The sequence below is a fragment of the Arthrobacter sp. OAP107 genome, assembly GCF_040546765.1.
GTDB lineage: Bacteria > Actinomycetota > Actinomycetes > Actinomycetales > Micrococcaceae > Arthrobacter.
In genome coordinates this window covers 1,845,748-1,869,458 of the sequence record NZ_JBEPOK010000001.1, presented here as the reverse complement: position 1 = coordinate 1,869,458, position 23,711 = coordinate 1,845,748, and the positions used below count along the sequence as shown (strand labels likewise).

17 protein-coding genes are annotated in these 23,711 nt (G+C 66.0%); 13 read left to right on the top strand and 4 right to left on the bottom strand.

The features are described from left to right. Positions 1–38: 38 nt before the first annotated feature. From ABIE00_RS08775 to ABIE00_RS08715, 13 genes are all read left to right on the top strand, one after another. Positions 39–578 (top strand): hypothetical protein, encoded by a 540-nt coding sequence (locus ABIE00_RS08775; RefSeq protein WP_071416492.1) that lies wholly within the window; start codon positions 39–41, stop codon positions 576–578. Positions 579–665: 87 nt separating this feature from the next. Next, complete coding sequence (locus ABIE00_RS08770; RefSeq protein WP_354259149.1) at positions 666–1,460, top strand: hypothetical protein; 795 nt, start codon at positions 666–668, stop codon at positions 1,458–1,460. A 25-nt stretch (positions 1,461–1,485) separates the two neighbouring features. Next, positions 1,486–1,758 carry a hypothetical protein gene (locus ABIE00_RS08765; RefSeq protein ID WP_354259146.1) on the top strand — a complete coding sequence of 91 codons (273 nt, stop codon included), beginning with the start codon at positions 1,486–1,488 and terminating at the stop codon, positions 1,756–1,758. A 153-nt stretch (positions 1,759–1,911) separates the two neighbouring features. Beyond that, complete coding sequence (locus ABIE00_RS08760; protein WP_257371042.1) at positions 1,912–3,678, top strand: AAA family ATPase; 1,767 nt, start codon at positions 1,912–1,914, stop codon at positions 3,676–3,678. A gap of 132 nt (positions 3,679–3,810) precedes the next feature. After that, entirely contained in the window at positions 3,811–5,880 is a 2,070-nt protein-coding gene (locus ABIE00_RS08755; protein ID WP_133830702.1) for a coiled-coil domain-containing protein, read from the top strand. Positions 5,881–6,005: 125 nt separating this feature from the next. After that, the gene (locus tag ABIE00_RS08750) at positions 6,006–10,100 is read left to right on the top strand and encodes a type IV secretory system conjugative DNA transfer family protein (protein WP_133830703.1); all 4,095 of its coding nucleotides are present in this window, start codon (positions 6,006–6,008) and stop codon (positions 10,098–10,100) included. Positions 10,101–10,266: 166 nt separating this feature from the next. After that, entirely contained in the window at positions 10,267–15,828 is a 5,562-nt protein-coding gene (locus ABIE00_RS08745; protein ID WP_354259141.1) for a hypothetical protein, read from the top strand. Between the two features lies 1 nt (position 15,829). Continuing rightward, on the top strand, positions 15,830–17,584 hold the full coding sequence (locus ABIE00_RS08740) for a hypothetical protein (RefSeq protein ID WP_354259138.1): 1,755 nt from the start codon (positions 15,830–15,832) through the stop codon (positions 17,582–17,584). Between the two features lie 30 nt (positions 17,585–17,614). After that, a complete protein-coding gene (locus tag ABIE00_RS08735) occupies positions 17,615–17,980 on the top strand; it encodes a hypothetical protein (protein WP_166185560.1) in 366 nt (121 codons plus the stop codon). A 110-nt stretch (positions 17,981–18,090) separates the two neighbouring features. Beyond that, positions 18,091–18,462 carry an HU family DNA-binding protein gene (locus ABIE00_RS08730; protein WP_133830707.1) on the top strand — a complete coding sequence of 124 codons (372 nt, stop codon included), beginning with the start codon at positions 18,091–18,093 and terminating at the stop codon, positions 18,460–18,462. A gap of 144 nt (positions 18,463–18,606) precedes the next feature. After that, complete coding sequence (locus ABIE00_RS08725; RefSeq protein WP_354259134.1) at positions 18,607–19,662, top strand: hypothetical protein; 1,056 nt, start codon at positions 18,607–18,609, stop codon at positions 19,660–19,662. A 495-nt stretch (positions 19,663–20,157) separates the two neighbouring features. After that, positions 20,158–21,093 carry an ATP-dependent DNA ligase gene (locus ABIE00_RS08720; protein ID WP_354259131.1) on the top strand — a complete coding sequence of 312 codons (936 nt, stop codon included), beginning with the start codon at positions 20,158–20,160 and terminating at the stop codon, positions 21,091–21,093. 155 nt (positions 21,094–21,248) lie between these two features. Then, the gene (locus ABIE00_RS08715; protein ID WP_354259128.1) at positions 21,249–22,028 is read left to right on the top strand and encodes a hypothetical protein; all 780 of its coding nucleotides are present in this window, start codon (positions 21,249–21,251) and stop codon (positions 22,026–22,028) included. Positions 22,029–22,098: 70 nt separating this feature from the next. Here the strand turns inward: ABIE00_RS08715 and ABIE00_RS08710 are convergent, their stop codons facing one another. The 4 genes from ABIE00_RS08710 to ABIE00_RS08695 form a co-directional block, all read right to left on the bottom strand. Then, on the bottom strand, positions 22,099–22,356 hold the full coding sequence (locus ABIE00_RS08710; RefSeq protein WP_133830727.1) for a hypothetical protein: 258 nt from the start codon (positions 22,354–22,356) through the stop codon (positions 22,099–22,101). Next, positions 22,353–22,667 (bottom strand): hypothetical protein, encoded by a 315-nt coding sequence (locus ABIE00_RS08705; RefSeq protein WP_133830728.1) that lies wholly within the window; start codon positions 22,665–22,667, stop codon positions 22,353–22,355. The genes ABIE00_RS08710 and ABIE00_RS08705 overlap by 4 nt, the downstream gene beginning before the upstream one ends. Positions 22,668–22,748: 81 nt before the next feature. Then, the gene (locus ABIE00_RS08700; RefSeq protein ID WP_133830729.1) at positions 22,749–23,255 is read right to left on the bottom strand and encodes a hypothetical protein; all 507 of its coding nucleotides are present in this window, start codon (positions 23,253–23,255) and stop codon (positions 22,749–22,751) included. After that, the gene (locus tag ABIE00_RS08695; protein WP_133830730.1) at positions 23,248–23,619 is read right to left on the bottom strand and encodes a hypothetical protein; all 372 of its coding nucleotides are present in this window, start codon (positions 23,617–23,619) and stop codon (positions 23,248–23,250) included. Before ABIE00_RS08695 ends, ABIE00_RS08700 begins: the two co-directional genes overlap by 8 nt. Positions 23,620–23,711 lie beyond the last annotated feature (92 nt).

The following is a 23,711-nucleotide window of genomic DNA, read 5'->3' as shown; positions in this document are numbered from 1 at the left end:
CTGCCGAGTGGCGGACGGAACGACGAAAGGACGAGATCATGGCACTTCTCAAGGGCAAGGGCGCAATGACCGGGGTCAACCTCATCGCCAAGGTCTATGACAACGGCGCGACCAAGGACGGCAAGTCGCACTACGCCGACATCCAGGTCGACGCCCGCGACTCGCGCGGACCGGAGCAGAGCAACCTGCACCTGAAGTCCGAGCGCGTGAAGGGCCCGGACGGCAAGGAGCGCTTCGCCAACACCGCCCCCTACTCGGTGGGCCAGCTGGAGGAGATCGTCAAGGCCGCGGGCCCGAATACTGAGCCGCTGCTCAACAAGGACGGCGAGAAGGTCGGCACCGTCTACGGCTTCAAGGGCAACGTGATGCCGGCCTCGCGCGGCACCGGTCTGGTGGTCAACACCAAGTCCGTGGAGGCCAGCGACTTCAAGGTCGACGCCAAGACCCTGGACAACCAGTTCGCCTCCATGAAGGCGGCCAAGGAGGCCCAGGCGGCTGCCAAGCAGAGCCAGGCCGGTCCGGAGCAGACCGCCCAGGCCGAGCAGGTCGTCGAGGCCGAGGCCCCCGCGGTCGGCTGACACCGATCCACGGCTCAGCAGAACTCATTGAAAGGCCCCCGGAGAGACCTCTCCGGGGGCCTTTCGCATAGAGAGGAACGAATCATCATGGCAGATCTCAGTAAAAGTTCCCAGGGCCGACCGGAGCACGGCCAGCGCCCGACGTCGTACACGCCCGAGCAGCTGGCGGCGATCCGCGGGGCCACCCCCGATACCGGAGAGCAGCGGGGCCCGAGCTCGCAGGCGGGCCTCGGCGCGGTGCGGGGTCCCCGATACAGCGTGCCCTCCTCCCCCGCTCCCGGCCAGCCGGGCTCGAGGTTCAACCCCAACGTGGTCGAGCGGCGGCCGCGCCCGCAGGCTGAGCCGGCACCGGGGATGATCACTTCAGCGGATGTGCCGAAGCCGGAATCGTCCCGGCAGGAGCAGCCCCAGGCGAAGCAGGCCCATGCCGGCGGCACGGTTCAGGGTCCGGTGAAGGTCCCGCTCACCCAGCGGGCCGCCGGGTCGAAGGTCGGACAGGCCGTGCAGTCCGCGGGCCTCCGCGAGGGAGCCAGGCGGCTCGGCACCGAGACCATGCAGGATGCCGCGGCCCACGCCCAACGTGCCCAGCAGTCTGGTGCATCGACCAGGGGCGTCGCCGCCAGCGCCGCCAGGGGAGCTGCCTTGGGTGCAGCCCGCGGGCTGCACACGGAGCTGGCCGGACATGGCGGACAGAAGGCCCCCCAGGGCTCCGCTGCCGGGGCGGACCTGGTCGGGCGGATGGGCTCGGTTGTCGGCCGTGGTGCTCAGGAGCAGCTGCCGGGCACCTCGCCGCAGGGACGGAAGCCGGTCAGCGAGAGGTACGACTATCAGTTCGAGGGCCAGGGCGGGCCCGAGGGCACCGAGCAGCAGCGCGGGGCCTGAGACAGGCACGGAGGAGGAGAAGGCTATGGCGACGAACGATCCCAGCCCACTGAGCGGCACGAGCCTGCTGGAGCTGGGCCTGGACGAGATCACGGCCCCGGACGAGGGCAAGGACATGTGGGCGGAGGCCGGGCGCGCACTGGTCGACCGCGTGGGTGCCTCGATGCGTCAGCAGCGGGAGGCGAACGAGCGGGCACGGCGCGACCGGGAGCCCAGCAGGCCGCTGAGCGAGCGGTACGACTACCAGTTCGAGCAGGATGGGGCTTCGTCCCAGGAGGACCGCCAGCAGGGGCTGTGACAGCACCCCTACGGAGTGAATGGCCAGGAGGCCCCCGGATATGAGTCCGAGGGCCTTTCGCTGTCCTATCGCAGTCGAGCCGAATAGTGCCATGATAGACTTTCGACTGATCTATCAGATGAATTCAAGTCTTGGCGAGAGGTCTTCCACGGCATGTTCCATGAAGTGCACCTGAATGAGGGCTATCCGCTCCTGTCGAAGCTGTCGGACCCGCTCAAGAGGGCCGAGCGCGAGATCGTCGGCCGCGAGCACGAGAAGCTCCAGCTGCTGGCCTCGATGAGCAGGCCGGAGCTGTGCAACGCCCTGCTCCTGGCCGAGGCAGGTACGGGTAAGACCGCTCTCGTCCAGGCCACGATGGCCGCTGACGCCGAGCGGCTCTATCTCGAGGTCGATCCGTCCCGGATGATCTCCGAGGCCGGCGACTCGGACCGCATGGCCGCCATGCTCAAGGGCTTCTTCGACGAGGCCGAGCACTTCGTGGCGGACGAGAAGCAGGAGCTGGTCCTGTTCATCGACGAGTTCCACCAGATCATCCAGCTTTCCGATGCTGCGGTTGAGGCGATCAAGCCGGTGCTGGCGGCCTCCGGGGCACGCGGCATCCGAATCATCGCCGCGACGACCTATGACGAGTTCCACAGGCACATTGCGCCGAATCAGCCGCTGGTTGAACGGCTGCAGCGCATCAACCTGACGCCGCCGGACCAGGAGACGACGATCCGGATTCTGCAGGGCATGGCCGAGCACTACGACGTCGCCGACCAGTTCTACGACGATCACATCTACCGGCAGATCTATGAGTACACCGAGCGCTACATGCCGGCGAGCTCGCAGCCGCGCAAGTCGATCCTGGTGCTGGACAGCATGGTTGGCTGGCACCGCCTCACCAAGCGGGCGCTGGACCGCGATCTGCTCTCGGACGTGCTCCAGGAGTCCCTGGGCGTCAACGTTGCCTTCAAGGTCGACGGCGCGAAGATCAAGGAGCAGCTGGACTCGAAGGTATTCAGCCAGGACCTGGCCACGCGTGCGGTCGCGCGGCGGCTGCAGCTGTCGGTCGCGGACCTGAACGACAAGGGCCGGCCGGAGGCCTCGCTGCTGTTCACGGGGTCGACCGGCGTGGGTAAGACCGAGCTTGCCAAGCAGCTGGCACGGCTGCTCTTTGGTGACGACCAGCGCCACCTGATCCGCTTCGACATGTCCGAGTACGCCCAGGACTCCTCGATGGACCTGTTCCGCTCCGAGCTGACGAAGCGGGTCTGGGACCTCTCGCACGCCGTACTGCTGTTCGACGAGGTCGAAAAGGCCTCGGCGATGGTCACCCGCCTGCTGCTGCAGGTGCTCGACGACGGCCGGCTCTCCGACGACAACAACCGCGAGGTCAGCTTCCTGAACACCTACATCGTCATGACGACGAACGCAGGCTCGGAGATTTACAAGACCATCGCGCAGTACGCGGCCGACGACACGGGCTCGGGCGAGCAGCTGCTGAAGTACGACAAGCTCATCCGCCGCTCGATCACCGAGACCTCGGCGGACAACCGCTTTCCGCCCGAGCTGTTGGGCCGTATCGACGCCATCGTCCCGTTCCAGCCGCTCTCTGAGGACACGCAGCGCAAGATTGTGCGCAACAAGCTGCGCCACATGGTGCAGGAGGTCCTCATCAAGCACAACGTGCGGGTGGACATCGACCAGAGGGTCCTGCAGTACCTCATCGACGACAAGGGCGACACCGACTCCAATGCCGGCGGTGCCCGTGGCGCGGTGGCGAAGATGACCGACGAGGTCACCACCGGAGTGGCGACGTTCATCAACGAGCATCCCTCTGAGCGGCGGATCCGGATCGACGTCGTCGGCGAGTTGGCGAGCGACCACAAGGACATGCTCACCTCCGATGCGTGCATCGAGGTGAGCGCCGTGCGCTGATCTGCGCCAGCGGCCATTGCGGGCCATTCGGCGTCGTGTCGGATTGCCTATCATTGCACCTATCGACTTATAAGCGATAGGATACTCATAAACCAGGCGAACTGCGTTTCATCATCGAAGGGATCGACACCAATGGGCATTCTGGGCACGGCTGCGGGAAGCCGGAACAAGGATCGGAAGAAGAAGCCTGACGAGCTGCTGTCGTCCGTGGTCAGGGAGACGGCGATCCCCGCAGCAGTCGAACTGCTGCGGTCGAACGCGAAGTTCGTCTTCCCCAGCGGCACGGCGTGGGTCATGCTCGTGCTGGCCGCCGAGTCCATCGGAGGGCTGAGCAAGCGGCACGGCCGCGACGAGGCGAAGGGCTCGCTCATCGAGCTCATTGACTCCGACCAGATCAAGACCGTCGCCACGGCAGAGATGCTGGGCGAAGAGGTCTTCGGCATCATCCCCAACACGGAGACGCTTGCGCGCATGGAGGAGTACTCGCTCCTGGCTGGCGCGGAGTACTCCTGGGCCGTCGTCTGGCAGAAGCCCAGCGGCGAGCTGTTGGTGGACCTGGTAGCCGAGGCCACGTTCAAGCAGGCCCAGGAGGTCGCTTCCGGCACGCTGAGCCTCGAGGAGGCTGTCGGAGCGCAGGCCTGGCGCGAGCACAGCGGCGTCACCACCGACGAGCCCGGGACCCTTCCCGCGTCGGACGCGGACGCTGTTGCTGCCGTGGATACCGCCGACGAGGGTGACCCGATCTTCGACTCGATCCCCGGCGGGGACGAGGGTGCCGGTGACGAGCCGGTCTTCGACGCTGCGGGCGATGAGCCCGTGTTCGACGACGAAGCCGTCGACTTCGGAGACGAGGACGCGGCCCCGGTTGCGGTGGAGCCGGAGCCCGGCTTCGACGGCACGGCCGGCTTCGAGGAGTTCGATGAGGAGTCCGGTCCCGTGACCGCCGACGATACGGCGTACGCCCCGGCTGAGGAGGAAGCCGTCCTGCTGGAGAACCAGGAGCAGGTGCGCGAGGTCATCGCCCGCCGCTTCCTCTCCGAGGACCTGGACCTCGACGTGCGCCTGGACGAGTTCAATGCGACCTTCGCCATCGGCGCGCCGGTCGTGCAGATCGAGGTGCCGCAGGGTGCGACCGAATGGCTCGGCGACCAGGTCGCCCAGCTCAACCGGCAGGCCAACGCCGATCTTGCCCAGCTGCGGTGGGCGCACGAGGACGAACTGCGCACGCTGTACGTGAACCTCATGTCGGCCCACGTCGAGCAGGTCATCCGTGACGTGGCCACCGACCGCGAGGGCTCGCGCTACAAGGCACTCAAGGACGGCACCGAGGCGGCGCACCGCGAGCGGGAGTCCGAGAAGGAACAGCGGATCCGCACCCGCAAGGCCGAGATCGTCCAGGACTACGAGGCCCAGGCGAAGAAGCTCGCCGAGCAGGCCGCCCTCCAGGCGGAGATCCAGTACAAGGAGCGCAACCGCTCCCGCATGGAGCGCGAGCAGGCCGACGCTGTCGCCGAGATCGAGCGGGTGCTCGAGAACTCCTACTCGCACGACCGCCAGGAGATCCTGCGCGTGCGCCGCTCCGACGCCGCCCTGAAGATGCAGGTCGGCACTACGCGGATCTTCGAGGTCCTGGCCGAGAAGCAGAAGGCCTACCTCGAGGCCGAGGAGCAGCGTCTGGGGCAGTGGAAGGCCGAGATCCAGCGGATCGTCGACGACAACCGCAAGGCGGACATCGCCCAGGCCGAGGCTCTGGCAGAGCACCAGCGCACTACCGACGAGATCGGCGTCCTGCGCCGCGAGCAGGAGGCACTGCTGGAGTCGATCCGCAACGAGCACGCCGACCGCATCCGCCGGATGGAGGACGAGCTCGACCGCAACCGCAAGGACGCGATCACCCAGATGCAGGCCCGCGAGACGGAATGGCAGCACAGCCTGTCCCTCGAGAAGGAGAAGACCGACTCGGCCACGCAGCGCAACACGGACCTGCTGCAGCAGATGGAGGTTGTCGAGGACTCGGTCAAGCGCCGTTACGAGGCGCGGCTGGAGGAGATGGCTGCGGACAAGGAGTCCTACGCCAGCGAGCTGGCAAGGGCTTCGGAGATCCAGAGCCGCTACAACAAGATGCTCATCGCCCTGATCGTCGCGCTGCCCGTGCTCGGCGGCCTCGCCGGCTTCATCGGCGGGGCAGCCATGGGCGGCTGATCCGACTCGGAGATCGACGGGGTCTGACGGCGCATGGGGCTCGCACCCCGTGCGCCGTCGGCGTCTTCCGCAATCACAACAGGCGCAGGACACACAGACACACGCGGAAACAGGCAGGGAGAACCATGGCAGGCAGCAAGCGCAGGGCGGCACGGCCCAAGGCCAGCGGCTGGGAGAAGATCTCGGCGCGTCGGCCGGAGGAGACGCTGACGAACCGGGACGTCTATGAAGACCAGCAGCTGGACCGCGGCGAGCGGCTGAGCAAGAAGTCGAACACGTCGGGCCTCGTGCTCGCCGGCGTCGCGGGCCTGCTGGTCGCGATCGTGGCGTGGGTGCTGTACTCGGTCATTGCTACGGCAGTGCTCACGCTCGGGGCGACGATGGGCGGTGGCCTGGGCGGAAACAGCGGCGGAAAGCCGGACTCGTACTACGTGGAGGACACCACGACAGGCCAGGGCGGGGCCCCGATGACGTGCTACCGCGCCGTCAACGAGAAGGGTAACCCCGAGATCGGCTCGAAGTGCTACCCGGATCTCAAGGACGTCCCGGTGCCAGCGTGGTGGACCCACGCAGGCAGCGCCGCCCAGGACGCCCCGAAGGCTGACCAGGGGGCCACGCCCACGGCGACGAACGTCGGCGGGCAGCTGGGGTCCGTCACCGGGTTCAAGCTCTTCCTGACGCTGGGATCGGGCGCGCTGGTCATGATCGTGATCTCCACCTGGACCGGACGCCAGGTCGCCAAGCACAACGCGACGGTCGACCACACGGACATCAACGACCACCGCAACGACCAGCACATCGCGCTGCCGGAGGAGGTCCAGCAGAACTATGACTGGTTCCCGGACGCCGGTGCGCACTCGGGGGTGCAGGTCAGCTCGATGATCAGTCACATGATGCTCAGCAAGAAGGGGCTGGGCACGGTCAAGGTCTCCCGGCGCGCAGAGTCCGACGTGATTGACCAGGACGGCAACATCGTCTACTACAAGGGTGAGGTCATGGATGGCGACGACGGCGAGCCGCTGGTCGAGACCCTGCCGCTGATCGACGAGGAGTTCGGCGAGGCGCTCTTTGACGCCTCGGGCCTGCCCCGGGACAAGCGGCTGCGCCGGAAGTATGACGCAACGGTGATCCCGTACAACCCGCCGACCGAGGAGAGCCGGCGCAAGGCCAAAGAGGCGAAGGACCCTGGGAAGCTCCAGGGCGCGAACCGTGACAAGCTCGGGCCCTACCGTACGGTGTCGGACCTGATCACCGATGACTGGGAGTTCCCGGCGTACGAAGTCCAGCGCCCTGCCGGTGCCTACATCGTCGACACTGCTCCCGTGAACACGATGGTGCTGGCCATCACCAGGGCGGGCAAGGGTCAGACCTACATCGAGCCGATGATCGACATGTGGTCGCGGGAGAAGAAGCCCTCGAACATGGTCATCAACGACCCCAAGGGCGAGCTGCTCGTCAAGAATTACATCCCGCTGGTCACGCGCGGCTTCGAGCCGGTGCAGTTCAACCTGATCAACGCGATGAAGACCGACATCTACAACCCGCTGGGCATGGCCGCCGACGCCGCCCGCGAGGGCGACTCGACCAAGTGCGCGCTCTACATCGAGAACATCGGCGAGGTTTTCTTCCCGCTGGACGGCGGTGAGGACCCGGTCTGGCCGAACGCGGCGAACAACGCCTTCAAACGGGCCGCCTACGGTCTCATCGACTACTACCTCGAGGAGGAGCGTGAGCTGCGCGAGTACGCAGCAGCCACCGGCATGGACCCGGGCACGCTGGAGCAGCGGCTGGACGACATGTGGGGAAAGGTCACGCTGTACAACTGCTACCAGCTCTTCGTGCAGCTGACCTCGAAGAAGTGGAAGAACCCCGCTGCCGAGCTGGAGAAGCGCATCAAGAACGGCGAGTTCGAAGAGGACGAGGACGCCCTGGCCGAGGAGCAGGCCAAGGTCGCCGAGAAGGACTTCCTATGGGAGGGCAAGGCCGAGCAGGACCTGCTCACGCTCTACTTCAACGCCACCCAGGCCCTGCCGCGCAACTCGATGCGCACGCTCGTCGGCAACGCCCACAACGCCCTGGTCGCCATGGCCGGTGCGGAGAAGATGATGTCCTCGGTCTACGGCATCGCGATCACGGGCATGAGCTTCTTCACCGACCCGACGATCTCGACCCTGACCTCGGGCAAGCCGAGCCAGAACACTGACCTGGCGGGCCTGTCCTTCCCGCGGCGGCTGGGCGTGCGGTTCTCGCCGAACTTCATGAAGCGCGACCACCTGCTCGGGCAGATGGCGAGCTGGTCGGCGTACGCGGACCCGATGTTCACCCAGAACCTTGGCAAGGACTTCGAGCACTCGGAGATCGTCGGCCGCGTGGGCTGGGCGCGCTACAACTTCAAGGGAATCTTCCCCGGCGACGAGGCTTGGCTGAAGCTGGAGCTGAAGAACCCGCAGAGCGGCATGCTCGTGCGCACTTTCTACTTCCACTTCCGCAAGAGCTGCCAGCTCTCCCTCAACGGCCGGCACTTCGTGGTCGAGCCGGTCACCGGCAAGAAGATCGTGAAGAACGGCGTGCTGCGCGAGCTGCGACCGGTGCGGGAGGGTGGCACCCGCGACGGGAAGATCCTCTCGTTCCAGCCCGGCGACACGACCTTTCCGAGCCGCAAGCTGGACTTCTCCGGCGGAGGGCACCCTGAGGAGGTCGAGGTCCGGGCGCGCGCGATCACGCAGACGATGGCGCGGTACTCGGAGTCGCCCAAGGCGGTCTTTCTCGTCACTCCCCCGCACCTGATGAAGTACGCCAAGCTGATCCTGATCCTGGTCAAGCAGCTGGTGGACGTCTCGTTTGACCAGTCGTACATGACCAAGTCGAACCAGAAGCCGCTCTACCGCACCCGGTTCATGCTCGACGAGCTCGGCAACCTGCAGTCCGACGGTAATGGCATCGCCGGCTTCGAGACCATGCTCTCCATCGGCCTCGGCCAGGAGCAGCAGTTCACGCTTATCCTGCAGACGCTGCAGCAGCTGCGCGACGTCTACGGCGAGTCGGTCGACAAGATTGTGCAGGGAAACACGAGCAACATCGTCTTCCTCAAGTCGACCGACGACTCGATGATTGAGACGCTGGAGAAGATGAGCGGCAAGACTCACCGTACCCACGCCAGCTCGAAGCAGATCACGCAGAACCTGGACAAGGTGGTCGGCGGGAAGACGGACGGAGCGATTTCGCGCACCTGGTCGACGGAGGAGGAGCCGCTGATCAAGTACAACGATTTCGCCTTCCTCTCGCCGCGCAACTCGATCGTGCTGCGCGCCGGCGACGCGCCGGTCTGGAACCGCAACGAGACGATCCTGCCGATGTCATTCAAGCTGCTCGGCAACACGATCACCCACCCGGGGCACGAGTACTCGCTGCAGACGATCCCCACGCTCAGCTCCGCGATGGAGTTCGACGTGCGCATGAACCAGCCGGACTTCGTCAAGATGCTCGACAAGCGCATGGCCCAGGCAGTCAGGGCGGCCGACGCCAAGACGCTCTACCAGGAGACGTACGACTACAAGGACATCGACATCGAGCGCCTCGACCCGGACGTCTACTCGGACGAGGTCATGGAGGTCATCACGCGGATGGTTTTCACCGACGAGAGTGGCGATCCCAATGCCCCGGTGGTCGTGGACCCGGACGACTACGAGGCCATGATGCTGGGCAACGACGAGGAGTTCCTGGAGGACGTGGAGGTGGCCGCGACCGTGGCTGCCCACCAGGCGACGCAGAAGGACCACAAGCGCCTGGTCTACGCCGAGGGCACGGTCAGCAAGGAGATGCTGATCAATCTCGACGGCTCGGCGAAGGTCAAGGCCCTGGACCTTGAGATTGGTGAGGCGTACAAGACCGCGCTGGTGGAGATGCAGCGGGACCGCGAGCACTTCTCAGTCGGCGGGGACGGCGAGCTGCGCAGCGCCGACGGGTCAAAGACCTACATCAGCCAGGTCCGTTCCGATGCCTACACCGACGCCGCCCGCAGGATCAACGGCCAGATCAGCGACGAGGGCTCGCGCGTGTTCGCCGAGCAGGACGTGACCGAGGAGGATCTGCGGTCGCTGGCCACGGTCAAGGTGCACGCCGCCTTTTACACGTACCTGGCCTCGCTGCCCAGCTGGGAGGTCCTGGCCGACGGGGCTTTCGACCGGGCCATGGCCGTAGAGATGAAGTCCCGGGGGTAGTGCCGGCGGGTCTATTCGCTCCGTGCCGGGACAGTCGATGCAATTCGACTGTCCCGGCATTCGTCTTTTGGCTCGTTTCTGACTCGTCTATCGCCTCCATTTGAATCATAAGGGTATGATCTATACATAGTTATGTCCCCGAGCGTCTACAGGAGGCTGAGTAGCAATGAAGAAGGCACACGGACTGAGGCGGTACTTCTACGAGTACGTCTTCTACAAGGCAGTCGAGCAGGCCCGGGAGCAGAGCGGGGAGATCATTCCGATCTCCCAGGCGAAGGCCATCCGTGCACGGGTCGACCAGATCCTCAGCCAGCGCGGAACCGCCCTGGCTGATCCCGGACTCGGCGTCACCGCGTGTCTGACTGCGATCGACACGGCCTTCTCCGAGCGCGTCCCGGACTACGAGGCGCAGTTCGGCGACCACTCCCCCGCCAACGAGCGCTACCAGACGCTGCAGCGCGAGTTCACCCGTGCCACGGGCGTCGGAGCGGAGATCGACCCGCGTTCGGCGCGGCTGCCGATCAGCCCTTACGACCCGGCCTGGTCCGAGCGCGCGACGGTGAAGCGCGCAGGTACCGAGCGGCTGTACATTCCCGACGAGACGATCGTGAAGAACGCCGGCGGCGAGGTGGAGTCCTTGTCTGAGCCGCGCCGCGGGAACATGACGCTCTGGCGGCTCGACGAGGACGGTAAGCCGTACGAGGCCGGCCGTGCCATGACCAACGACGACGCCGCAGGCCTCACGGCGCTCATGGACAAGATGAGCCGCCAGGAGTACGACCAGGTCCGCGAGTGGGTCATCGACGGCGGACGCGACCCGCAGACCGGCCGCGTTGACCGCAACCGTTTCATGTCCCAGCGGGCGGTGGCGCGCTCGGCGGCGCTGCTCGAGGAGCTGAAGTCCCAGGGCGTGGCCTACGAGGTCCTGCGCGACCGTGAGCCCGGGCAGATCAAGGCCCGGATCTCCGGGACCGGCATGGAGATCCGTCTCACTGACACGCGCCAGGAGGAGTACGCCGGGGCGCGCATCTACTACAACGGAACGGTGCTGCGCTACAGCACCAATCACCGGGTGCCCGGCGGCATGGCCGTGCCCGCCCCGACTTCCGAGGACGCCGTGCGGCTGTTGCGTTTCGCCCAAGGCCTGCCCATCGAACGCCAGGATCTTCCCGGCACGGTGGTCGGCGTCGTCGGCTCCAGCCACCCCGAGCATGGCCGCGGCCGCTCCCTCATCGACGTGCCGGACAGCTATCACGTCGACCGCGAGAGCATGTTCGTCGTCGCGGACTATGTCGTCCCCGGTGAGAGCGCCCCGCGCCCCGGGTCCAAGGTCATGCTGCGCCGGGATGCCAAGAACCACTCCCTGCCGACCTTCTTCGTGGATGCAGAGCCGGCCGAGGCCTACGGTCGCGAGGCCGTGGACACCGCGCGGGAGAACCTGCGCGCCGCCCTGGGCGTCGAGGAGCTGATTCTGCGCGCGGAGTCTGAGCTGCAGCGCACCGAGGGCGCGCTCGACGAGATCGAGCCCCCGGAGTATGCCTCTGACCCCGAGGTCGCGGCGATCCAGCGCTCTTACTGGGACGTACTCACCGGAGCGCGCAGCGAGCTGCTGCGTCCGGGCGCGACCGAGGAGATGTACCAGGAGCGCCTGGAGGAGATCGGCGAGCTGCAGGCCGGTGAGCTTCCGGACCTGGGCAACCTCGTCTATGGTGGCACGGCCGCCGACAAGGTCCGTGCGCACGCTGATGACGTTCCGTTCGAGCTGGTCGGCACCTGGGATGCCGAGCCGCACCTGATCGACGGCGAGTGGCTCGACCAGCGCTTCGACCCCGCCCGCGTCGCCAAGTACATGACCAGCCCGACCGGCCAGTGGTCGAACCTGGACAACCTCGCCTCGGCGCTGCGCCGCTGCGGGGTGCCTCCCACCGAGCTCATGGGTACCAGCTTCCAGGCGACCCGCTTCAAGGACCGGATCGTCTCCTTCCACACGGCCACCGCCGCCCCCATCGCCGAGCATCCCTCGGAGTTCATGCGTCGGATCGGTCAGACCGTCCGGGAGAGCATCGAGCGCAACGCCGCGACGCCGGGTGAGATCCTGGTCGACGCGCAGGGCGTCATCAGCTGGACCGCCGAAAAGCTGCGTCGTGACGGCAAGGCCACGCCGGTCTCCGGTGAGATCGGCCAAGTCTTCGATGTCGGCAGCCATGGGGAGATTGTCACGCGCTTCGCCAGTGGCGAGAACGCGCTGATCGTCCCCGGCTACGAGGCGCGGATCAAGGCCCAGACCCCGGGCGAGGCCCCCAAGTCGGTCGAGGAGCGCACGGTGCTGCGCGGCTACGAACAGCTGATGCACGAGCGCATCCAGTACCAGCTTGCCGGTGACCTCGTCTCCGGCCGCAGCCGGACCGGCGAGCCGGCCTCGCTGAACGCGGTGTACTCGCAGCTCTACGGCACCAAGCACCCGGTTGACTTCATCGAACGGGCCACGACGTATGAGGTCGACCCCGCCACCGGCAAGGCCACCGCACGACTGGACGAGTGGACGGCCTCGATCCTCGAGACCGAGGCCAAGCGCGTGCGCTACTCCAACGAGATCAAGCAGGGCTCGACGATCTACGCCGAGTACCGCGCCGAACGCGATCGCACCGACCCGGCCGACGACAACGTCTTCGACGCCTGGCGGCTCACCGGTGGACGGAACATGACGGTGCTCACGGGAACCGACCGTAACCATGTGACGGCTCCCGGCGGCTTCTTCGATCCGGTGATGACCGGCGGCGCGACCAACCAGGGCATCGTGCGCTACCTCACCGAGGACGCCGCCGTGCGCCCCGACGGCACGATTGAGCCGGGTGACCCGGAGACCGTGACCGGCTCCCGCGCCCCGCTGATGAGCCGGCCGGAGCTGGAGACGCTGCGCTATGACCCGTTCGACCGCCAGCAGATGACGGCCTCGACGATCATGCAGTCTTCCGAGGTGACGAAGCCGACCGGCACCGCTCTGATGACCTTCGGCGGCTGGACGGCCGACGACCCGATCGTGGTGTCGACGGAGTTCTCCGAGCGGCATCGCATCCGCGGGGCCGGTGGCCAGCTGCGCGACCTCGTCGTGGGCGACAAGATCAGCGATCTGCACGGCAACAAGGGTGTCGTCTCTCTGGTGGTCGACCGCCACATGGACCCGGATGAGGCGCGTGCCCAGGGCCTGGAGCAGGAGGTGGCCTGGTTCAGGGAGAACCAGGGCATCGACGTGGTGATGAGCCCGTTCTCGCTGATCTCCCGCCGCAACGCCGGATCGGCGCGCGAGCTGATGGGTGGTGCCGTGGGCGACATCCGCCGCCCGGCCGTCCAGGGCCCCGATGCCGGGCCGGTCGACGGAGGGTTGGGCGAGATGCGGTTCGTGGTCACCCACATGGCTGTCGACGAGAAGACCAAGATCTACGACGACGAACAGGTGCGCGCCGGCAAGGGGCGCAAGGCCTCCTCGCAGCTGGCCTGGGCGCTGCAGTCCCAGGACTGCCCGGCGATCATGCGCGAGTTCTACGGCCACAACTCCGGTGCCGAGTCGAACCTGCGCGAGTATCTGCTGGTGGCGGGACTGGACATGGAGGCCGACGGCACCCTGCGTGTCGTGGGCCAGGCCGAGAGTGTCGACGAGCGGCCCGAGCGCCGTCTGATCCCGATGCCGGAGCTGATGCGCACGCAGCCGCGCAGCGAAGGCGCGACGCCGGGGCTGAACACCACGGCCATGCGCAAGTCCTTCGGCGACCTGATCGGCGATCGTGGCGGCGACATGGAAATCCCCTTTCCGCTGACCTACCCGACGAGTCAGCTGACCGAGACGGTCAGCGCGACTTCGTGGAAGCTGCCGGTGCTCTCTTCGCACCTGCGCAGCGGCCAGGAGTTCGACGACGGCACGTCCGTCACGCATGACTACACGCGCAGCTATCAGGACGTCTTCGTCGAAGCCTGCCGCTACCGGTACATGGCCGAGCAGCTGGACGACCACGGCCTGTCGCCGGACAAGCGCGCCGAGGTGCGCCGGGGCATGAGCGAGTCTGTCTCGCGGGCCCAGCGTGCCTTCGAGGCGATCACCACGGACGTGCAGAACCGCGTGCTGACCGGCAAGAACAACATCTTCAAGACCGGGCTGATGAGCTCGCGCCTGTCGGACTCGGCCACGATGGTCTGGACCGCCGACCCTCGGCTGGACATCGATCAGATCGCTCTGAGCTCGGTCAAGGCCGAGCAGCTGGGCCTGGCCGAAGGCGATCACGCGCTGGTCTGGCGCGACCCGGTCCTGCGCGACGCCGGCGTGCGCTACATGCGCGTGGCGATCGACGACCGGCTCACCGGCGCGGCGATCAACCCGGTGATGGACCAGTGCTTCGACGGCGACTTCGACGGTGACGCGGTCGCCGTCGTGAGGCTGCACAGCGAGGCCGCCAAGGCCGAGGCGATGGCCAGGCTCTCGGTCGGAGCGAACCTCCTGGACACCGGCGTGGTGAAGGCCGACGGCTCGCACCCGCTGGCCATGCAGGTCTCGCTGGACACCCAGGTGGCGCTGTCCAAGAGCCCGGAGCTGGCGGAGAGCCTTGAGAGTGTCGTCAAGGAGGCGAACCGCCTGCGGTTCGTCAGCGATCCGCACGAGGTTGCCGCCGGCCACGAGGTCCTCGTCGAGGAGCTCAGCGATCTCTATCGCTCGGCACAGCGCGGCGAGTTCGGCTCGGCGCTGACCTTCAGCAGCCGCGAGGCGCACTTGCAGAGCGTGCGCGAAGTCTGCGTCGAGACCGGGGCCAAGGGTAGCGAGAAGAAGCTCGGGGACTACGCCCGCAACCTCGGCGACGAGCAGGGCACGCCGGGCATCACGCAGGAGGACCAGGAGGCCTCGATGTTCGCCACGGCGATCAAGGCCCACGGCACGGGACTGGGTGGCTCGTTCTCCCAGCGTGCGGTGCGCGCCCTGCGTGGCGCTGACCTGAAGGCGGTGCTTGAGGTGACCTATCCGGTGACCCAGTCGATCCTGCAGGCCAAGCACGACGCTGCGGAGGCACGGCACAAGTACGAGATGCTGCAGGGTCCCGGGCGCGATCTGTGGCGCGGCCGCAAGCTCGAGCACACCGGCCCCGGCCAGTGGCGTCCCGAGTTCGCCGACGGCGAGGCTGTCCAGGCCACGGCCGAGGAGTGGGAGGCCCAGTTCGTCGAGTTCTACGAGGCCAAGGACGGGTTCAACGTTTCGGTCAACCCGGACTGCGTCGCCCGTGTCGCCCGCGCGCTGGAGGACCCGAAGTCGGGCCTGGTGCGCAACCTCGAGGAGGACCCGTCCCTGGCGGGCACGGTGATGGACCGTATGGCCTACGGCGGCGACTTCGAGGCGCTGGTGCAGGCTGCGAAGAATCGCGAGAGCGTCTTCGACGGCGAGAAGAACGAGCAGTTCGCCTCAGCGGGCACCCGCCGTGCCCGGGCCGCGGCGGCGCGCGAGCTCGACGCGTTCGCGGCGCACGGCCTCGACGGGCTGGACGGCCTGGAGTCCGCGGAGGCCGCGGTGGATGCCGCGGTCCTCAAGCGTGACGTGCTCGCGCAGACCGGGGACGGGGCCGCCAGGGCGCGCGGTGCCAGCCGGCGCTCGGCACACGCCGTCGGCGTGGGCGGCCGTCGCCCGGCCTGGACGCCGAGCTACGAGACCGGGCAGCAGCAGAGTGACGACGACTATGGACTGGGAGGCTGACATGACACAGGACACGGAGCAGGAAATGGGTCCGGGCGGCAGGGGCCGGGGGCGCAAGGCACTGCCTGTCGACCCGTTGGGCGACGTCCATGCCGTGTACGGGATGGACGGCGGGGAGGAGGACATCATCGACGCGGAGATTGTCGACGAGCCGGAGACGCAGGCCGGACACGACACCTCACGCGGGCAGCGCGAGCGGCTGCGCGACCGTGCCCGCGGCTTCTTCGGGGCCACGACGCGGGAGCGGACCGAGGAGCGGGAGCGCCAGCGTGCACGCGACCAGAAGCGCGCTGCGGCCGACGATGACGGCCTCGACGACCGGGAGCGGCTGCTGAAGCTTCGGGCGGAGACGCGGCTGGCGGGCGAGGCGTACATGCAGACGCTGCGCGATTCGAAGCTGCTCGTGCCCGGCTTCAACGACGGGGAGCGCACGAAGGAGTTCGACGCGATGCACGCGGTCTACATGCAGATGATGATGCAGGGCTGCCTGCGTCCGCTCACCCGCGGCGTGAACCCGAACTCGGTCATCCAGGCCGCCGGCATGATGATGGCAATGCGGATGCTCGCTCCTGACTTCAGGAAGGAGATGGACTCCTACCTGCAGCCGTTCAAGGACAAGGTCCAGGACCGGATCGACGCGAAGACCCGGCACATCGGCGAGAGGGCCGAGCGCCAGGCGGCTCTGGTCGGAGATCTGTTCGGGGGCGCGCCGGAGGCGCAGGAGGCCGCCGGCGACGACGGCGGGAAGCAGTCCGGGAAGTCGGGCGGGCGGTGGGGCACCAGCAGGGACGACTTCCTTTCCCGACGCTGGCGTACCCGCCTGGAGGACCTGGAGCGCCGCGAGCGGGGCAACCGTGAGTTGTTTACTCCCGAGTCGGCGGCCATGACCGAGGTCGCACTCATGGAGAACGCCTTCTGGAAGATGCGTGACCTCGAGCAGGACGCGAAGCAGATCAACGCCAGCTACAAGGCCCTGCGCAAGCGCCTGCGCCAGCAGATGGAGGACGACGGGCTCGACCGTGCCGAGGTGGTCAAGCGCGCCCGGACGATCATCGGCGAGCGGATGGAGTCCGAGCCGGAGCTGCGCCTGATGTTCAACGGCGTCGCGCACGGCCGCATCGTCAAGGCCCCGCCGCACGAGGCCCGCCTCGCGGGCACCGACAGGGTACGCGAGGTCTGGACCGGGGAGTTCGACGACCACCTGGGCCGGCGGTTCCCCGACGAGGGCATGTTCACGCTGCGCCTGCCGATGGAGCCGGACGAGCACCAGGTGCAGCTGGCGGAAACCATGAAGGCGGCGATGCTGGACGGCGTCCAGCGTGGCGACGGACAGGCCCTCGGCGGCAGTGTCATGGGCTACATGATCGGTTTCGCGGCCAAGAAGCAGGGCCTGGACACCCGCGGGCTGCCCGAGGACCTCCAGCAGCGCCTCGACCAGTCCGAGAGCATGCTCGCAAGCATGGAGATCGATGGTCTCTCGGACGAGGAGCAGCAGCGTGTCTACTCGAACGCCTACGTGGACGCCATCGAGGAGCTGAACAAGGAGGACCCGGATTTTGAGCACGAGCTCAAGCTGGCCCTCGGCGAGGACTGGCAGGACACGATGCGGGCCGCGGTCGACGATCCCGCTACTTTCCTGGCGGCGCAGCGCACGCGGCCCCAGCCCTTCCGACAGGGGGCCGGCCCCTCGGCCCGGCCGGGGCCGGAGGGCCAGTGGAGCCGCGACCGCGGAGCCGAGGACTACCAGCCGGCATAGTCCGGAAACGAACGAGAAGGAGACAGGACCATGAGCGACGACCAGCAGGTAGAGCAGCAGGAGCGGTACGGTTCCCGGCTCGCCCAGATGTTCGGGTACGTCACGCCCGAGGACCGCGGTCGCTGGGAGCAGCAGCGTGCGCAGAACAAGAAGAACGTCAACGCAACCAAGCAGGGTGCGAAGTCCTCCGTGAGCTCGATGATGGAGTTCGGCGACAAGAACATCAACGCCAAGCTCAACGCGGCCCACCGGATCGCCGACCAGCAGCGGTTCGACGAGTCCCACGACAAGATCGTCAGCACACGGCGCGATCCGAAGACTCGGTCGATTATTGAGTCAGTTGACTACGAGTACAAGGACGACCGCCAGTCCATTGATCCGGATTTCGAGCTTTAGTTTGAATGGATACCGACAGGTCTGTGGATCGCTTTTCGACAGGCCTGTCGGATAAACTGGTTTTCAAGCAGTAAGCGGACGACGAGGGATGATAGGACAAAGGTGTGGGCATGAAGACGACGGTTCATCCGCGGATCAGCAAGCGTGGATTCATCTCGAAGGTGGCCGGCCGCAGCGGACAGCCGATAAGGGTGGTGAGTGAGGTGTACGAGTCGCTCATTGCGGAGCTCACCGACGCCGTGCGCCGTGGAGACACCGTCGTGCTCACCGGCTTTGGCCGCTTCGCCCGGCAGACGCACAAAGGCCACAAGGTCCGGTTCGGCAAGAAGGACGTGGATGACTACTCGGTGCTGAAGTTCTCCGCGTCACGCAGCATCAATCGACGGCTCGATCCGGACGCTGACCTGGGTGGCCCGGAGACCTTGCGGCTGATCGACGAGTTTGACGAGGCTGAGGAGGTCCTTGCCCGGGTGGCGGGATAGACGACGGACAGCTGCTGACAGAAAAAAAGAAGAACCCCGGCGATGCGGAAGCATCACCGGGGTTCTTGTGTCCGTAAGGGGCTGCAGGTGCCAGGACCGGTCCCTGTGCACGGCGCATCGTCAGGGGTCGCTTATGATCGCTCGGTGATCTCGTCTGAATTCCTTACCTGTACCTCCCATGTGCCATTGCTCCAGTCAGTGGTGCAATGCGATCCATTTGGCGTGATTGTCAGGTCGGCGGAACAGGACTGGGACCCGAGCACTTTGTTGTCCGCCCTCAGCCAGGCGTCGGCCGTTCTGGTCGCCATCATTGGAGGTTTCCTTGTCAGCAGGCTTGTTGCGATCTCCAGCGAACGCGAGGGCATCAGGAGGCTGGTGGAGGCAGCAGCTGGACGCATTGGGCACATTGAGGCGGACCTGAAAGAGGCCCATCGGACCCGATTGGACAGGGCGGAACGCTACTTCTACGAAGTGGCAGTGGAAAAACTGCTTGAAAATCCGTCCTTGGACTTGGATGCCCTGATTCAAGAGCGTGTCGCACGGGGAACGGCAGAAGAAGAGCTCAAACCGTACGCGGTTGCACTCCGGCAACGGGTGCAAAATGCAGTGCAGGCCATCAATTTGAAGCTCAGAAAAGGCGATACCAGGAATCTTGACCTTGAAGATCTCGTCGAGCGCGGTCTGGAAATCCCGGACGCCCACCAGGATCTTTATGAACAGGCATTCAAGCGCCGGCGTGCCTTCCTGCCAAAACCTCCCGCACTATCGATTCTTGGATCCACAGATCTCTTCGACTACTCAAATCTGGCAGCGGCGTTGAGACCGGACTGGGCGATCGCAGCGGACGTGCGACGACAGGATGAGGAAATCCGCGCTGAGGCTGATCTGAAGACGCAGCTGCGGGCTGCTGTTGCCGAGCGGGACCGCTTGAAGGAAGAGCTGGCCCGCGTCGGCAAGCCAGAGGGAGTGGCTGCGGCCATGTGGATGCTGGGCCTCCTCTCGCTGGGAATCCTCGTACCTTTGGTCATGATGGCCTTTGAGCCCAAGGGCCTGGACGTCGTGTCCAAGATTCTGCTGCTTGTCAGCTTTGTCATCGGACTGGTGGCGATTCTTTGGTATGTGGGTTGGTTCTGGCTGAAGATCGGCAGTGACAAAACACAAGCTACGCCAGGAAGGTCCTCGGAAGCCCCGCCCCGGTAAAGGCCAGTAGTCACGCAATCTTGATGGCCGCCTTTTGCCGACGTTTTGCCGTTGCATTGCGAACCTCGGCGGCAATGCTCCAGGCAGCCGTTTCCGCAGTTCCGTTGGCCGGATGCACGAGAACACCGTGTGGGCCCGTGAGGCTTTCACCTGTACGGGTGCTGGCGTGCACGCAGTACCTGCGCTGGTTGTGCACGGTGTAGGTGCTTCCAACTCCAGTTCGACATCCCAGATGTGCTGCTGGTCCCGCAGAGCTTTCCTTGTCGCCGCCAGGAACATCAGGGCCGCGGCATCTTCAATCTGCTGTGAGGTGGGTTCCTTGTAGCGCCGGCCACCGGCAGTCCCGGCAGACCCAGCGGGGTTTGTAACAGCTTCAGTGGACATGACGACTCCTGTTTCGAATGTGGTTGGTTTCCCTGATCGAAGAAGGACCCGGTCACAGCTTTGCTGTGACGCTTCCCGGTGCTTGGTGCTGTATCCAGCCGGGAGGAAGCCTTGTTTCCACCCCTGCTTCGCTGGGCTTACGCTGTGCCCACGATGTTCGAAGGTTTGCCGGCCGCCCTGCATCCTCCTGTTGCCCTTGCTTTGGCCAAGGCCGTGGAGTCGATACCACGCGGTGACGAACTGTCCGGCGGCTCAGTCTTTGAGATGAAGTTCGACGGTTTCCGGGCAGTGTGTCTGGTCGGTTCGGATGGGGCGTGGCTCTACAGCAGACAGGGCAAGGATCTGAGCAGGTACTTTCCGGACGTGTTGGCTTCCGTGCGTGAGCAGATCCCTCCGGGCTGTGTTGTCGATGGCGAAGTTGTCGTGTGGTCCGAAGGGCGGCTGGATTTCGATGCGCTGCAGATGCGCCTGGTGAGCTCAAAGGCGGCTCTTGCGGAGCTCGTGATGAAAAGCCCTGCCTCGCTGATCGCCTTCGACGTCCTGGCAGTGGCGGGGCAGGATACCCGCGGGCTTCAATTCCGGGACCGCCGGGCTCTGCTCGAGGAGCTGGCGCGCGGGTGGGTTCCGCCACTGCATCTGTCACCGGCGACCAGCGACCGGGCCCTGGCGGCCACGTGGTTCAGTGACATGACCGCCACGGGCGTGGAAGGAATTGTGATCAAGGGTGAAGGGCAGACGTACGAGCCCCGGCGAATTTGGCTGAAGGTCAAGAGCAGAAGCGCCCTTGATGTGGTTCTTGCGGCGGTCATAGGTCCCATGGCGCACCCGCGGGCAGCGGTGGTGGGTTTTCCGGTACACGGACGGCTGCGGATTGTCGGCCGGTCCACGTCCTTGACGGCTCGTGCGGGAAGGGATCTGGCCACATATCTTCATCCCTCCCCGGGGAAGGCATCCATGGCCGGAGGAAATCAGCGAACGGGTGCTGGACCGCTTCACCAAGGAGGGCGGCACCACTCGCTTGACTTTGGTGGAGCCGTTGGTGGTTGAAGTCTCGGCCGACATAGCCTGGTCGGGTCAGGCATTCCGGCATTCAGTCCGCCTCATACGGGTCAGGCCTGAGTTGTCGCCGACGGAAGTATCCCTCCCGGAAGGCTTCCAGCGTGCCTGGCGATAAAGAATGTAGCCATGTGAAGAATGGAGTCATGCGACGAGAAGATGAACCTGAAGAGTTCGAGATTGCCGACTCGTATTTTCAGGAGCTGAGGACCTGGCTGGGCTTCCGGGATTCCCACGAGGCGTGGATCCCGGAAGCCGGAAGCCGTCTGGCGCAGGACGATGGGCTCATCAAACCCCACCAGGCGTCGCACAACATCGCCAATGCGGTAGTCAGCGCGATCGATCATTTGCACGCGCTGGACAGCATCATGCTTGGTGCCGGAGCATCACATACTCTTGCCCCGTTCTCGCTGGTCAGGGCAGCCATTGAGTGCGCCGCACAGGCCGCCTGGATTTCAGCGCCAGAAGAACAGGCGACCAGGATAGTTCGTTCGCTGTCTCTGTCGCTGAAGGTAGCCAAAGACCGCGAGACTGCGTACAGCGAACTGGCACGTCGCCATCCGAATCTTCAGGGAACGCTTCCGGACTTCGACAGCGACAAGGCGCAACTGCAGGCTATTCTCGATGCCTCCGGGGCCGCTGGAAAGTTGATTCTCCCCAGCAGCACGCACATACTCACGCAGGTCCGCGACCTGGTGCCCAGGACGTCCGCCTTGTCCGTATGGCAGCTGTGCTCGGGTTTTGCCCACGGCAGGCGCAGGGCCGCGGATGCCGTGCTGAAGCCGGCGCAGTCAACTTCTCTGCCGGATGATGTCATCGCCAAGGAAAACCGGCCGACCATGAGGCTGCTTGTCTGGGCCCTTACCCCGGCTGTGGATTTGATCCGGTACAGCCTCGAGCGGCATTCCGAGCTATCGCGGGCCTAAGCACCCAATTTGTGCCCGCTGAAGCAAGAATCGGCAGCCGGAGCGGGTTCCGCGAAAGATGCCGCGCGACTCAGTTATCCGCGATGGCGAAGATCACGATAATGATGATGATCGGGATGAGCAGCACGCCCGCGCCGGCGGTGAGGTGCTCCCAGCTGAACGGCGAGTTGAGGAAGGCGATGAAGCCATCCCACAGGCTACGGACGGAGCCTACGGCCCAGGCGAAGAAGCCGGTAGCCCAGCCGATGACGGCGGTGACCGAGACTCCACTTAGTGCGCACAGCCCCACGATCGTTCTGGTGTTCTTGAGCATGGCCAGTCCCCTCATTTCCGGTCCTCGAACAGCAGGTAGTAGAGCCCAATGTGCGGGGTGACGAGCACGGCGAAGGCCAGCCAGGCCCGCTTCGGGTCCTCGATCACCCATGTGATCCCGTCTTTGACGGGTTCGGCGTAAGCGATCACCGGCGCAAGAACATCGGTGCGGAAGACCACATGGAAGATGCCGTAGGCCATTCCCAGGGCGATCGCCAGGGCAAGGCTCCGGCGGATTGTCAGCTGCGCCCGCGGGCTCATCCCCCGGCGTGGTTCCTCGACGGCCGGAGCCCAGGCCTGGTGGTCCGTGTCGCAGTCGTGCATCACTTAATCCCGTTTCCATCGAATCATCATTCATGCCCATTCTATGAGAAAGGCTGAATGACGAACAGAAACGAGGCGCAATGGTCAGTCGAACTCGAGGTCTGCACCGACGGGTGCGGGTATGTCGAGCCCCCTGCCCGCCTGCGGGGCAGGGTTCTTCGCCGCGGATGCGCGGCGCTGGGCGGCGAGCTGGTCGAGGGTGACCCCGACGGGCCGCCCGAGGCGCTGGCCGGCTGTCCGGTAGACCTCACTGTCGCGGCGTGCGCCGATGGCGACGATCTCGCGCCGGGTGATGCCGCCGGGCGGCTCGGGCCTGATGTCGCGTGAGACGATGCGCAGCGGCGGCTTCTCATGGGGATCCGCACCGACGTAGGTTGTGTCGCAGTCGGAGAGGTCGGCAAAGCGGGAGTCGTAGTCCAGCGGCTTAGTCGGGTGGCGGCGGCCGTTGAGCCGGTGGAGCATGACGATGGTGGCCTCAAGGAGCGCCTCATCCCGGCTGTGCGGATTCTTCAGGGCGCGCTGGTTGAACCGTTCGATGTCCTGGCGGGCCCCGGGGCTGAGATGGACCTTGATCCGCAGCCCCTCAGTCATCGTCGAGCACCTTGCGGATCATTGACCGGGCCGGCTCGCCCAGCTCATCGCCGAGCTCATCGAGGGTCAGGCCGGGCTCCTCGGAGGCGTCGGAGGCACGGATGCGGCGGGAGAGCTCGGCCTGGAAGGCAGCCTCGTCGGCGTGGACCCGCCGGAGCAGGTCGACGAAGTCGGCGAACGGGATTACGGCGGCCTCGGGGACGTTCCCGTCACCGAAGATCAGGGGTTCGGCATCCCCGGCGCGGAAGCGCTCGAGCAGGGTGCCCAGGTCGGCGGCGGTAATCTTCTGGGTCGGGGCGACGTTCACGGAGAACTTCGGCAGGGAGCCCTCGCGCGGGGCCTGGGGGGTCTTGTCGTCAGTCATGGTTCCAGTCTATTCGTGGTCGAATGGGATGCCAGTGCCTCATATCCCACCATTCCTGATGGACACTGAGTCGCTGGGGAATGGCGTAGCGG